This window comes from Serratia sp. M24T3 (genome assembly GCF_000257645.1).
Classification (GTDB): domain Bacteria; phylum Pseudomonadota; class Gammaproteobacteria; order Enterobacterales; family Enterobacteriaceae; genus Rouxiella.
Window position 1 is genome coordinate 213,811 of record NZ_AJHJ01000003.1, and the last position, 13,753, is coordinate 227,563.

Sequence of the window (13,753 nt, forward strand, 5' to 3'; positions counted from 1 at the left end):
GGGGTTTGATGATAATTTTGTTAAATTATGTGTGAGAAGGGTTACGGAATAATTTCTGGCGCTTCTCGTGCGAGTTCGCACTTATCCTATGAACGAAATTCCTTTATAATGACCGCCTTTTTTCGACCCATATTAATCCGATGCTCACAGGCAGTGAGATCAAAGGGATACCGTTATGCGTACTGAATATTGTGGCAAGCTTAATTCGACCAACGTTGGCCAGGAAGTGACTTTGTGCGGTTGGATTAACCGCCGTCGCGATCTGGGTGGTTTGATCTTCATCGATTTGCGCGACCGTGCAGGCATCGTGCAGGTATTTTTCGATCCGGATCAGAGCGCGGCATACGAATTGGCATCAGAACTGCGTAATGAGTTTTGCGTGCAGTTGACCGGTACCGTTCGTGCGCGTCCTGAAAGCCAGTTTAACAAAGACATGGCGACCGGTGAGGTTGAAGTGTTTGCCAGCTCGCTGAATATCATTAACCGTTCAGAACCCCTACCGCTGGATTCCAACCACAACAACACCGAAGAAGCGCGTCTGAAATACCGTTATCTCGATCTGCGTCGCCCTGAAATGGCCAACCGCCTGAAAACCCGTGCGCGCATCACCAGCTTTGTTCGCCGCTTCATGGACAGCCACGACTTCCTCGACATCGAAACCCCGATGCTGACCAAGGCGACCCCGGAAGGCGCGCGTGACTATTTAGTGCCAAGCCGCGTGCATAAAGGCAAGTTCTACGCGCTGCCGCAGTCTCCACAGCTGTTCAAACAGTTGCTGATGATGTCAGGTTTCGATCGTTACTATCAGATCGTCAAATGTTTCCGCGATGAAGACTTGCGCGCCGACCGTCAGCCAGAATTTACCCAGATCGACGTGGAAACCTCGTTCATGACAGCCGAGCAGGTTCGTGAAGTCATGGAGAAACTCGCGCGTGAACTGTGGCTGGATGTGAAAGGCGTTGATCTGGGCGATTTCCCGATCATGACCTATGCCGATGCTATGCGTCGCTACGGTTCTGACAAACCTGACCTGCGTAACCCGCTGGAACTGGTTGACGTCGCCGATTTGTTCAAAAATATCGAATTTAAAGTTTTCGCCGATCCTGCCAACGATCCGAAAGGCCGCGTTGCTGCACTGCGCGTGCCGGGCGGGTCCCAGCTGAGCCGTAAACAAATCGACGAATACGCCAAGTTTATCGAGATTTATGGTGCCAAAGGTTTGGCTTACATCAAAGTCAATGAGGTAGCTAAAGGTCTGGAAGGTATTCAGAGCCCGGTAGCTAAATTCCTGAGTGCCGAGCTGTTAAGTGCTCTGTTTGAACGCCTGCAGGCGCAAGACGGCGACATCATCTTCTTTGGCGCGGCAAGTGCTAAAATTGTTACTGATGCAATCGGTGCGCTGCGCCTGAAAATTGGTCGCGACCTGCAAATCACCGACGAAAAAGCCTGGGCGCCTCTGTGGGTGGTTGACTTCCCAATGTTTGAAGACACTGACGAAGGCGGCCTGACCGCGATGCACCATCCGTTTACCGCGCCGAAAGAAATGACCGCGCAGGAGCTGGCGTCTACTCCAACTTCTGCTATCGCCAACGCTTACGACATGGTAATCAACGGCTATGAAGTCGGCGGTGGTTCTGTGCGTATTCACCGCGGTGAAATGCAGCAGGCGGTATTCAGCATTCTGGGTATTACCGAGCACGAGCAGCGCGAGAAGTTTGGCTTCCTGCTCGATGCGCTGAAATACGGCGCACCACCGCACGCGGGCCTGGCTTTTGGTCTTGACCGTCTGGTGATGCTGTTGACCGGCACCGATAACATCCGTGACGTTATCGCGTTCCCTAAAACTACCGCAGCGGCTTGTCTGATGACTGAAGCGCCAAACTTCGCCAACCCGGCATCGCTGGTTGAGCTGGGAATTAGCGTAATTGCCAAAAAAGCGGCGACCGATACCGACATAAATTTAGAGAATGAGTAATGAGCTATAAGCGTCCTGAGTCGATACTGGTCGTAATCTACGCCAGCAACACCGGCAGGGTGCTAATGCTTCAGCGGCGTGACGATACCCAGTTCTGGCAGTCGGTTACCGGCAGTCTTGAAGACGGTGAGTCACCCGCACAAACCGCGCAGCGTGAAGTGATGGAGGAGGTAGGCATTGATATTGCCGCCGAAAACCTCTATTTGCAGGACTGCGATCGCTGCGTCGAGTTTGAACTGTTTGCGCACCTGCGCTATCGCTATGCGCCCGGCGTAAGCTGGAATAAAGAGCACTGGTTTTGCCTGGCGTTGCCCGAAGAGCGAGAGATTCCATTGACGGAGCATCTCGCCTATCAATGGTTGGACAAAGCGGCCGCGGCGGCTTTTACCAAATCACCGAGCAATCAGCAGGCGATTGAAGAATTTGTTATTTTTGATTAACTAAATTGAGTTCAGCCTGAAAAAGGCTAATGGAGATCTTTTATGGCAGGTCACAGTAAATGGGCCAACACCAAGCACCGCAAAGCAGCGCAAGACTCTAAACGCGGTAAAATTTTCACCAAGATTATTCGCGAGCTGGTTACTGCGGCGAAACTGGGTGGCGGCGATCCGGGTGCCAACCCGCGCTTGCGTGCAGCGATTGACAAAGCACTGTCCAACAACATGACGCGTGACACCCTTAACCGTGCCATCGCGCGCGGTGTGGGTGGCGATGATGATTCCAACATGGAAACGATCATCTATGAAGGTTACGGCCCTGGCGGCACCGCCGTAATGGTTGAGTGCCTGAGTGACAACCGCAACCGTACCGTTGCCGAAGTTCGCCATGCCTTCACAAAAACCGGCGGTAACCTGGGAACTGACGGTTCCGTGGCCTACCTGTTTACCAAAACCGGCGTGATCACTTTTGCTCCGGGTGTGGACGAAGATGCGATCATGGAAGCGGCGCTGGAAGCTGGTGCCGATGACGTGCAAACCTTCGACGACGGCGCTATCGACGTTTATACCGCATGGGAAAGCGTGGGCGATGTGAAAGACGCGTTGGAAGCGGCGGGTTTTAAAGCCGATCAGGCCGAAGTCACCATGATCCCATCGACCAAAGCCGATATGGATGCCGACACAGCGCCTAAACTGCTGCGTCTGATTGACATGCTCGAAGACTGTGACGATGTGCAGGAGGTTTACCACAACGGTGAAATCTCCGATGAGATTGCAGAAACCCTGTAATCTTCCTCTCAGCCGGAAGCGCGACAGGCTCGTGTCTTCCGGCTGGCTTTACGGACTTCCTCAGTCCGGTTTGTTTTTTTATTCAATTCAAGACAAACTTGCCGAAGAAAGCGTTCAACAATTAACAACGACCAACAATGCGAAACGGCAGGTCCAGCGTTATCACAAGATAAGGTATCGATAAGCTATGGCTATCATTCTGGGGATTGACCCAGGCTCGCGCGTTACCGGCTATGGCATTATTCGCCAACAGGGCAGGCAGCTCAGTTATCTGGGCAGCGGCTGCATTCGCACGGTGGTTGATGACATGCCAGGGCGTTTAAAGCTGATTTATGCCGGCGTCACGGAAATTATTACTCAATTTCAACCGGACTTTTTCGCCATCGAATCGGTGTTTATGGCGAAAAACCCAGATTCGGCCTTGAAGCTTGGTCAAGCGCGCGGCGCGGCGATTGTGGCCGCTGTCAACCAGGATTTGCCGGTCTTCGAATACGCGGCTCGGCAGGTTAAACAGACGGTGGTCGGCACTGGCGCGGCAGAAAAAAGTCAGGTGCAGCACATGGTGCGCTCATTGCTTAAGCTGCCTGCCAATCCGCAATCGGATGCTGCCGATGCGTTGGCGATTGCCATCACTCACTGTCACGTCAGTCAGAATTCAATCCGTTTGGGCACTGAAAAATTGCAGTTGACGCGCGGGCGAATGCGTTAATTAAGGCTGGATATCTATCCAGCTCTTTTTTATGATATAAACGATAAAATTTATAATCACTCCGTCTGCCGGGCCGACGGGGTTAATCCGCAAAGGAAGGTCAAAGTGATAGGTCGTCTCAGAGGCGTTATTCTGGAAAAACAGCCCCCGTTAGTATTGCTGGAAACCAACGGTGTAGGTTATGAAGTTCATATGCCGATGACCTGTTTTTACGAACTGCCGGAATTAGGGCAGGAAGCGATTGTATTTACTCAGTTTATCGTGCGCGAAGACGCTCAGCTGCTGTATGGTTTCAATGACAGACAGGAGCGCGCACTGTTTCGCGAACTGATTAAAGTTAACGGCGTGGGGCCGAAACTGGCGTTGGCAATCCTTTCAGGCATGTCGGCACAACAGTTTGTCAGCGCGGTTGAAAAAGAAGAAATTACTTCGCTTATCAAGCTGCCGGGCGTTGGCAAGAAAACCGCCGAACGTCTGGTGGTCGAAATGAAGGACCGATTTAAAGGCCTTAACGGTGACTTGTTCAACAGTCCCACGGATATTACCCTGCCTGCGGCGGCGTCCAGGGCAAAAGAATCTGATGCAGAAGGCGAGGCGGTGGCTGCGCTTATTTCTCTTGGCTATAAGCCACCAGAGGCGAGCAGGATGATAAGCAAAGTTGCCAAACCGGGTGCAGAGTGCGAAACATTGATTAGAGAAGCGCTGCGCGCGGCTCTGTGAGGTAACAGATGATAGAAGCTGACCGTCTTATTTCTGCTGAAGTGTTCAGCGAAGAAGAAGTTATCGACAGAGCGATCCGTCCAAAACGATTGTCCGACTATGTTGGGCAACCGCACGTGCGATCGCAAATGGAGATCTTCATTCAGGCGGCAAAACAGCGTGGCGATGCGCTGGATCACCTGCTGATTTTCGGTCCGCCGGGGCTGGGTAAAACCACGTTGGCAAATATTGTCGCCAATGAAATGGGCGTTAATCTGCGCACGACTTCCGGCCCGGTGCTGGAAAAAGCCGGTGATTTGGCCGCGATGCTGACCAACCTCGAACCGCACGACGTCCTGTTTATCGACGAAATCCACCGCCTTTCACCGGTAGTGGAAGAGGTGCTTTATCCGGCGATGGAGGATTATCAGCTGGATATCATGATTGGCGAGGGTCCGGCGGCACGTTCGATTAAGCTTGATTTACCTCCCTTTACGCTGGTGGGTGCAACGACGCGCGCGGGGTCACTGACTTCTCCACTGCGTGACCGTTTTGGTATCGTGCAACGTTTGGAGTTCTATCAGGTGGCCGATTTGCAGCATATTGTAGGCCGCAGTGCCACTTGTCTGGGGCTGGAGCTTTCAGAAGAGGGCGCGCATCAAATTGCTCGCCGCTCGCGCGGTACGCCACGTATTGCCAACCGCCTGCTGCGCCGTGTGCGAGACTTCGCCGAAGTGAAAGGTGATGGCACCATAAACGGCGACGTCGCCAACGGCGCGCTGGATATGCTCGACGTCGACGCTGAAGGTTTTGATTATATGGACCGCAAACTGTTGCTGGCGATTATCGACAAGTTTACCGGCGGACCGGTTGGACTTGATAACCTTGCGGCAGCGATTGGGGAAGAGCGCGAAACCATCGAAGACGTGATCGAACCGTTCCTGATCCAGCAGGGATTCATTCAGCGCACGCCGCGAGGCAGAATGGCAACCAATCACGCCTATAAGCATTTTGGAATGATCAGACCAGAATAAAGTGCAAAAAGTATGTCTCCAAGGAGAGCTGCGTATTACGCCGCTCTCTTTTTTTTTCAAAATAACTATGAATTTGCTCTAAAAACTTTATTTTATTAGCCGAAGAATACGTAGTCTGAATCCAGGCTTGAGAACGATAAAAATGAATAAGCCCATGATTCCGAGATTAATAATGATGAAAATTAATAAATCTTTTGTAGTCCGTACCCTGATTGCCGTTTCAATGCTAGGTGCTGGCACACTCGCTCAGGTTCAGGCAGCCGTACTGGCCTCCGTGCGCCCGCTAGGCTTTATCGCCGCCGCAATCGCCGATGGAGTGACGCCAACCGAGGTTTTACTGCCGGCTGGCGCCTCTCCAGGAAACTATTCCCTCCGTCCCGCCGATCTCCAGCACATGCGTAGCGCCGATTTACTGGTTTGGGTGGGTCCTGGGATGGAACGTTTTATGAGCAAATCTGTTGCACAGCTGCCACCAAATCGGGTGGTGAATATTTCGGCGCTACCAGGTGTCCAGCCGCTGCTTTTAGCTGAACGGGACCCACAGCAACAGGGTATTCGCAAGCATAAAGATTCTGGGAAAGGGCATCAAGGTGATGAATATAACATGCGTCTATGGCTCTCACCTGAAGTGGCAAAATTAGCCGCTGTGGAAATTCACGCAAAATTATTGGAACTAATGCCGCAAAAGAAAGACCAACTAGACGCCAACCTGCGTCAGTTTGAAGACAAATTGACACAAACTGACATAAAGCTTGGTAAGATGCTGCAACCTGTTCAGGGGAAGGGATATTTTGTTTTTCGAGACGCGAATAGCTACTTTGAAAAGCACTACGGGTTGGCCCCAATCGGCCATTTGACCGTCAATCCTGAAATTCCGCCTGCATCACAGCAATTACATCAAATTCGAACTCAGCTGGTTGAGCAGAAAGCGGAATGCGTTTTTGCTGAACCACAGTTCAGGCCGGCCGTAATTAATGCCGTTGCCCAGGGAACAAAAGTGCGTGTGGGCACATTGGACTTGCTAGGGAACGGCATCGCACTGACCAAGGACAGTTATGTGAACTTCCTGTCACATCTGACTTCTCAGTACGTGAGCTGCCTGAAGTAAGCCATAAGGACTGTTACAAGTGCAGCTATTAGCCCGATCGATTGCTCTGGCATTCAACAATCTTCCTCGACCTCATCGCCTCATGCTGGGGTCTTTGACCATCGTTACTCTTGCTGTTGCCGTCTGGAAACCCGTTGTTTATGAATTGGATCAAGATGGATATCAGGGGAAACCGCTAGCAAAGCAAATTATGCTCGACAGTCAGCAGATGCGATCTCTGCTGCCTGAAGCCAGCGAACCCATTGACGAAGACACGCCAGCCACTACCGATATCCCGCAAGACGAGCTCGATGATAAAACCGAGAACGAAAAGGGTGTTCACGAATACGTGGTCTCTACCGGTGATACCCTCAGCAGCATTCTGAATCAGTACGGCATTGATATGTCGGACATCACGGCGCTGGCATCCAGCAACAGCGATTTGCGCAATCTGAAGATAGGCCAGCAGCTGTCATGGACCTTGAATGACGACGGCGATCTCCAGCGCGTAACCTGGGAGAAGTCGCGTCGTGAAACGGTGACTTTCGATCGCAGCGGAACGGGTTTTAAAGCCTCGACAGAAACGCTGAAAGGCGAGTGGCAGGACCAGGTCCTTAAAGGCACGCTCGACGGTAGCTTTGTCAGCAGCGCCAAAGAGGCCGGGCTTACCAATGCCGAAATTGGCGCTGTGGTAAAGGCCCTGCAATGGCAGATGGATTTCAGAAAACTGCGCGCGGGCGATCAGTTCTCGGTTTTAATGTCGCGCGAAATGCTCGATGGCAAGAGCCAGCAGAGCGAACTTTCGGGCGTGCATTTGCGCACGGGCGGTAAAGATTATTACGCCATTCGTGCTGAAGACGGCAAGTTCTACGACCGCTCGGGTAGCGGCCTCGCACGCGGCTTCCTGCGCTTCCCGACCCTCAAGCAGTATCGCGTTTCTTCAAACTTTAACCCGCGTCGTCTAAACCCGGTCACCGGGCGTATCGCCCCACATCGCGGTGTAGATTTTGCGGTGCCCATTGGTACGCCGGTACTGGCCGTCGGCGACGGTGAAGTAATGGTAGTGAAAGGAGGGGGAGCAGCCGGTAACTATGTGGCCATTCGCCACGGGCGTCAATATATGACCCGCTATATGCACCTGCGCAGGGCGTTGGTCAAACCGGGGCAGAAAGTGAAGCGTGGCGATCGCATTGGTTTATCTGGCAATACCGGTCGTTCCACCGGGCCTCATCTGCATTTTGAAGTATGGATCAATAATATTGCCGTTAACCCGCTTACCGCCAAGCTGCCGCGTTCAGAAGGTTTGAGCGGTAAAGACCTCAAAGACTATCTGGCAACCGTGCGTGAGGTCATGCCTCAGCTAAAAATCTGAACCTTTTCCTTTGGTTGAATACTGTCGCCCGTAAATTCGGGCGATAACATTCATTGCAAATTAATTCTTGGCACTTATCATTGGAAGATTGGATTTTATAATTAGTATAAAAAGCTTATGAGTTAACGGATGCAATCAGAAAAAAAATCAACCGTGGAATTTATTCCACAGTTTCAAAAAGCCTTCTTTCATCCGCGCTATTGGGGCATTTGGCTGGGTGTCGGCGTAATGGCAGGATTGGCGTGCCTTCCCGCCTCTTTTCGTGACCCGCTATTGGGCGGACTAGGCCGTTTGGTGGGCAAATATGCCAAGGGTGCCAGACGTCGGGCGCAGATCAACCTGTTTTATTGTCTGCCAGAGCTATCTGAAGCGCGTCGTGAAGAGATCATTGATGATATGTTCGCCGCAGCTCCGCAGTCGATGGTGATGATGGCCGAGTTGGCGATTCGTGGTAAGACTAAAAGTATTCAGCAACGGGTGCACTGGCACGACCGCGAGATCATCGAAAAGCTTAAGGCCGAAGGGAAGAACATTATTTTTCTGGTGCCGCACGGCTGGGCAGTGGATGTCCCGGCGATGCTGCTGGCCGCAGAGGGTCAGCCGATGGCTGCGATGTTCCATAATCAAAGGAATCCGCTCACTGATTATTTGTGGAACGCGGTGCGACGCCGTTTCGGTGGGCGCATGCATGCCCGCAATGACGGCATCAAGCCGTTTATCAGCTCGGTGCGCCAGGGATATTGGGGCTATTATCTTCCCGATCAGGACCACGGTGCCGAACACAGTGAGTTTGTCGATTTCTTTGCCACTTACAAAGCTACGTTACCGGCAGTGGGGCGCTTGATGAAAGTCTGCCGTGCCGAAATCGTGCCGCTGTTCCCGGTTTACAATGGCAGCGAGCATCGGCTGGATATTTTTGTGCGTCCGCCGATGTACGATTTAGCCACCGCCGACGATGTTACTATCGCCCGTCGTATGAACGAAGAGGTAGAGGTGTTGGTGGGGCCAAATCCGGAGCAATATACCTGGATCCTCAAGCTGCTGAAGACCCGTAAAGATGACTTGAAAGAGCCTTACGATCGCGACGAACTTTATCCCTACAAGTGATTTTCAGAAGCTAGCATCGGAAAGAAAACGCTGCGGAGTTTCATTTAGCGTTGTAAAAAAGAAAAACCGGCCTTGGCCGGTTTTTTGTTGTCGGCAATCCGAGAGTGTAAATTAGTCGACAGTCAGTACGCGGGTGGTGTTGGTCGTGCCGGTAGTGCTCATCACATCACCCTGAGTGACGATAACAATGTCGCCGGACAGCAAGTAGCCTTTATCACGCAGCAGATTAACGGCGTCAACGGCGGCAACAACACCGTCGTTGTGGCTGTCGAAAAACACCGGCGTCACGCCGCGATACATCGCAGTGAGGTTTAGGGTGTGTTCATGCCGCGACATGGCAAAAATAGGCAGTCCCGAGCTGATTCGTGACATGATAAGCGGCGTTCTACCTGACTCGGTGAGAGAGATAATTGCAGTAACGCCTTTTTGATGGTTAGCCGCATACATTGCCGACATCGCAATCGTTTCTTCAATATTGTCAAATTCAATGTCAAGACGGTGCTTGGAAACATTGATACTTGGAATTTTCTCGGCGCCAAGGCAAACGCGTGCCATCGCGGCCACGGTTTCTGCCGGATATTGCCCTGCCGCCGTTTCTGCTGACAGCATTACTGCATCCGTTCCGTCCAGCACGGCGTTGGCAACGTCCATCACTTCCGCACGGGTTGGCATCGGGTTGGTAATCATTGACTCCATCATCTGCGTGGCGGTGATCACGGCGCGGTTGAGCGTGCGAGCGCGGCGGATCAGCTTCTTCTGAATACCCACCAGCTCAGGATCGCCGATTTCAACCCCCAGGTCACCACGAGCCACCATCACAACGTCAGAGGCCAGGATAATGTCATCCATGGCTGCGTCCGAGGCCACGGCTTCTGCACGTTCAACTTTAGAAACGATCTTGGCGTGACAGCCTGCATCGCGCGCCAGACGGCGAGCGTAGTTAAGGTCTTCACCCGTGCGCGGGAAAGACACGGCCAGGAAATCAACGCCAATTTTTGCAGCAGTGATGATATCGGCTTTGTCTTTTTCGGTCAGCGCTTCGGCTGAAAGGCCGCCGCCCAGCTTGTTGATGCCTTTATTGTTAGACAGAGGGCCGCCCACCGTGACTTCGGTAAACACTTTAACACCCTGAACTTCCAATACTTTTAATTGCACACGGCCGTCATCGAGCAGCAAAATATCGCCGGGCACGACGTCTGCAGGCAGCCCTTTATAATCGATACCGACTTTTTCTTTATCGCCTTCACCTTTGCCCATATTGGCATCAAGCAGGAACTTATCGCCAATATTGAGAAAGACTTTGCCTTCTTTGAAGGTGGAAACTCGAATCTTTGGACCTTGCAGGTCGCCAAGAATAGCGACATGACGACCAAGTCTGGCGGCGATTTCGCGCACTTTATCAGCACGAAGCTGGTGATCTTCCGGAGTGCCGTGAGAGAAGTTGAGGCGAACAACGTTGGCACCGGCGGCAATCACTTTTTCAAGATTATTGTCGCGGTCCGTTGCCGGGCCGAGGGTGGTGACGATTTTGGTTCTTCTGAGCCTTCTGGACATGCATTACTCCGTTGACTTGTTAGGCATTGGTATTGCTAAAATCCGGTTATCAACATAAAGGGTGATGATTGTAATTTTAATACAAAATTATGACACCCTTCGCATGACTAAAGCCGTTGATATCCCGTCAATTTTGTCTGGCTCTTGGCAGCTGTAGTAATAAAGTACCCACTCATCTGGACCAGACCCCTAGTATTTAACAACATTGTAACAAAGGTATTCAGATAAAAACATCAGCAACCTCACCCAATTATTCCGAGCGAGGGGGAGCCGATACCCCTTTATCAAAGCGCGAATCTCGCAGGGATTCTTTGACCCGCTTCAGGTTATCCCTGAATTTAGCGCCTCGGCGCAGAATAAATCCGGTCGCCAGTACATCAATCAGTGTTAGCTGGGCCAGGCGTGAAACCATTGGCATATATACGTCTGTGTCTTCCGGCACGTCAAGCAGCAGCGAGAGTGTCGCCTCATAGGCCAGAGGGGTATCACGGGAGGTGATAGCAATCACCGTGGCGTCGTTTTCACGGGCAAGATGAGCAAGCTCCACTAAGTTTTTCGTGCGGCCGGTATGAGAAATCAGCACTACAACGTCGCCATCGCCCGAATTCATACAGCTCATTCGTTGCATTACGATATCATCAAAATATATTACCGGAATGTTAAAACGGAAAAACTTGTTCATTGCATCGTGTGCCACAGCAGCCGAAGCGCCGAGCCCGAAGAACGAAATTTTCTTCGCCTGAGTCAGTAAATCGACTGCCCGGTTAACCGCTGTGATGTCCAATGTGTTTTTGACCTGCTCAAGACTGGCCATGGCAGATTCAAAAATTTTGGCACTGTAGGCTTCGACGCTGTCAGTTTCTTCGACATTGCGGTTTACGTATGGCGTTCCGTTAGCCAGACTTTGGGCTAACTGAAGTTTGAAGTCAGGGAATCCTTTGGTTTCGAGACGGCGGCAAAAGCGGTTAACGGTGGGTTCACTCACATCCGCCATTTTTGCCAGCGTGGCGATACTTGAATGGATGGCAGTTTGGGGGTCAGCAAGGATAACTTCGGCAACCTTTCTTTCAGATTTGCTGAGGATATCCAAAAAGCTGAGTATTTTTTCCAGCGTATTCATGGGCGACCACTCGATAGGTTTCATCGATTTCAACGAAAAGGAGAAATCATGTCAGTTTGATGAAAATATACTACGACGGTGAAGGTGGTGGCAGACACAATCTGGTGAAATCCAAGCTTTTTTTTCCAGACTATGAGCTAGATCTAAGTTTCAATATGGTAATTAATGTTCAAATTTGTCATAAAATTACAGCAACCCTTGCTTACAGGTTAGCCGATTTTACAACCATGACAAATTATGTGGATTTTTATTCATTTATTAATGCCTTAGATCTTGGTTTACTGCCTCTGCCCGATCAGAGTACATTGTTGCTGAAACGCAAATCGGTTGAAATAAAATTACAATCTACCCAAAAGCAAAGGGTATATCCTGCTCTAAGGAGAAGAACATGGCGGTAAACCAACCTGCCCAGGCGTGTGACCTGGTAATATTCGGTGCTAAAGGCGATCTGGCTCGCCGTAAGCTGTTGCCTTCCCTGTATCAGCTGGAAAAGGCTGGGCACATTCATGACGACACCAAAATCATTGGTGTAGGCCGTGCCGAATGGGATAAAGCAGCTTATACCGAAGTGGTAAAAGAAGCGCTGACCACCTTTATGAAAGAGAAGCTGGACCCTGAACTGTGGGAAAAACTTTCCGCGCGTTTAGAGTTCTGTAATCTCGACGTCAACGATCAAAAGCATTTCAACCGTCTCGGTAAAATGCTTGATACCAGCAAGCGCACCACCATCAACTATTTCGCTATGCCGCCAAGCACCTTTGCCGCTATCTGTAAAGGTTTGGGCGAAGCAGGTCTGAACAAAGAGCCTGCGCGCGTGGTTATGGAAAAACCGCTGGGTACCGATCTTAAATCCTCTCAGGAAATCAACGACGGCGTTGCCGAGTATTTCAACGAGACCCAGGTTTATCGTATCGACCACTATTTGGGTAAAGAGACCGTTCTTAACCTGCTGGCGCTGCGTTTTGCCAATAACCTGTTTGCTTCCAACTGGGATAACCGCACCATCGATCATGTGCAGATTACTGTGGCGGAAGAAGTGGGTATCGAAGGCCGTTGGGGTTACTTCGATAAAGCCGGGCAGATGCGTGACATGATTCAGAACCACTTGCTGCAGATCCTGACCATGATTGCCATGTCACCTCCGGCGGACCTGAGCACTGACAGTATCCGTAACGAAAAAGTTAAGGTGCTGCGTTCACTGCGCCGTATCGACCAGTCCAACGTGCGTGAAACCACCGTTCGTGGTCAGTACACTGCGGGCTTCGTACAGGGCAAAAAAGTACCTGGCTACCTCGAAGAAGAGGGCGCAATTAAAAATAGCAACACTGAGAGCTTTGTCGCCATTCGTGTCGATATCGACAACTGGCAGTGGGCGGGCGTGCCGTTCTACCTGCGCACCGGTAAGCGTTTACCTGCGAAATGCTCAGAAGTTGTGGTCTATTTCAAGACTCCGGCCCTGAACCTGTTCAGCGACTCTTATCAGCAGCTGCCGCAGAATAAACTGACGATTCGTCTTCAGCCGGACGAAGGTATCGAAATCGAAGTACTGAACAAAGTGCCGGGTCTGGAGCATAAACATCGCCTGCAAACCACTAAACTGGATCTCAGCTTCTCGGAAACCTTCCACGAAGAGCACATTGCCGATGCTTACGAGCGTTTGCTGCTGGAGACCATGCGCGGTATCCAGGCGCTGTTTGTTCGCCGTGACGAAGTTGAAGAAGCCTGGAAATGGGTCGACGGCATCGTCAACGCATGGTCGGCAGAGAACGAAGCACCTAAGCCTTATCAGGCGGGTACTTGGGGACCTGTTGCCTCAGTGGCAATGATTACCCGAGATGGTCGTTCATGGAACGAGTTCGGCTAATCCTCC

12 protein-coding genes are annotated in these 13,753 nt (G+C 51.4%); 10 read left to right on the forward strand and 2 right to left on the reverse strand.

Annotated elements, in window-relative coordinates; genetic code table 11:
* Nucleotides 1–175: 175 nt before the first annotated feature.
* The 9 genes from aspS (at nt 176) to lpxM (ending at nt 9,209) form a co-directional block, all read left to right on the forward strand.
* Entirely contained in the window at nt 176–1,975 is a 1,800-nt protein-coding gene (aspS, locus tag SPM24T3_RS04300; protein WP_009635477.1) for an aspartate--tRNA ligase, read from the forward strand.
* On the forward strand, nt 1,975–2,415 hold the full coding sequence (gene nudB / locus SPM24T3_RS04305) for a dihydroneopterin triphosphate diphosphatase (protein WP_009635478.1): 441 nt from the start codon (nt 1,975–1,977) through the stop codon (nt 2,413–2,415). The genes aspS and nudB overlap by 1 nt, the downstream gene beginning before the upstream one ends.
* 42 nt (nt 2,416–2,457) lie before the next feature.
* Entirely contained in the window at nt 2,458–3,201 is a 744-nt protein-coding gene (locus SPM24T3_RS04310) for a YebC/PmpR family DNA-binding transcriptional regulator (protein ID WP_009635479.1), read from the forward strand.
* Between the two features lie 187 nt (nt 3,202–3,388).
* Nucleotides 3,389–3,910: a crossover junction endodeoxyribonuclease RuvC gene (gene ruvC, locus SPM24T3_RS04315; protein WP_009635480.1), complete on the forward strand. Its 522-nt coding sequence runs from the start codon at nt 3,389–3,391 to the stop codon at nt 3,908–3,910.
* Nucleotides 3,911–4,015: 105 nt separating this feature from the next.
* The gene (gene ruvA / locus SPM24T3_RS04320) at nt 4,016–4,630 is read left to right on the forward strand and encodes a Holliday junction branch migration protein RuvA (protein ID WP_009635481.1); all 615 of its coding nucleotides are present in this window, start codon (nt 4,016–4,018) and stop codon (nt 4,628–4,630) included.
* A gap of 8 nt (nt 4,631–4,638) precedes the next feature.
* The gene (ruvB, locus tag SPM24T3_RS04325) at nt 4,639–5,643 is read left to right on the forward strand and encodes a Holliday junction branch migration DNA helicase RuvB (protein ID WP_009635482.1); all 1,005 of its coding nucleotides are present in this window, start codon (nt 4,639–4,641) and stop codon (nt 5,641–5,643) included.
* A 175-nt stretch (nt 5,644–5,818) separates the two neighbouring features.
* The gene (gene znuA / locus SPM24T3_RS04330) at nt 5,819–6,751 is read left to right on the forward strand and encodes a zinc ABC transporter substrate-binding protein ZnuA (protein WP_369699982.1); all 933 of its coding nucleotides are present in this window, start codon (nt 5,819–5,821) and stop codon (nt 6,749–6,751) included.
* 19 nt (nt 6,752–6,770) lie between these two features.
* Nucleotides 6,771–8,102 carry a murein DD-endopeptidase MepM gene (gene mepM / locus SPM24T3_RS04335; protein WP_009635484.1) on the forward strand — a complete coding sequence of 444 codons (1,332 nt, stop codon included), beginning with the start codon at nt 6,771–6,773 and terminating at the stop codon, nt 8,100–8,102.
* A 129-nt stretch (nt 8,103–8,231) separates the two neighbouring features.
* The gene (gene lpxM / locus SPM24T3_RS04340) at nt 8,232–9,209 is read left to right on the forward strand and encodes a lauroyl-Kdo(2)-lipid IV(A) myristoyltransferase (protein ID WP_009635486.1); all 978 of its coding nucleotides are present in this window, start codon (nt 8,232–8,234) and stop codon (nt 9,207–9,209) included.
* 111 nt (nt 9,210–9,320) lie between these two features.
* Here lpxM and pyk read toward each other — a convergent pair whose 3' ends face one another.
* Both pyk and SPM24T3_RS04350 read right to left on the reverse strand, forming a co-directional pair.
* Entirely contained in the window at nt 9,321–10,763 is a 1,443-nt protein-coding gene (pyk, locus tag SPM24T3_RS04345) for a pyruvate kinase (protein ID WP_009635487.1), read from the reverse strand.
* A gap of 250 nt (nt 10,764–11,013) precedes the next feature.
* The gene (locus SPM24T3_RS04350) at nt 11,014–11,883 is read right to left on the reverse strand and encodes a MurR/RpiR family transcriptional regulator (protein ID WP_009635488.1); all 870 of its coding nucleotides are present in this window, start codon (nt 11,881–11,883) and stop codon (nt 11,014–11,016) included.
* Between the two features lie 388 nt (nt 11,884–12,271).
* Here SPM24T3_RS04350 and zwf point away from each other — a divergent pair, with 388 nt between their 5' ends.
* Nucleotides 12,272–13,747, forward strand: coding sequence for a glucose-6-phosphate dehydrogenase (zwf, locus tag SPM24T3_RS04360; protein WP_009635490.1), 1,476 nt, complete (start codon nt 12,272–12,274; stop codon nt 13,745–13,747).
* The last annotated feature ends 6 nt before the right edge of the window (nt 13,748–13,753 follow it).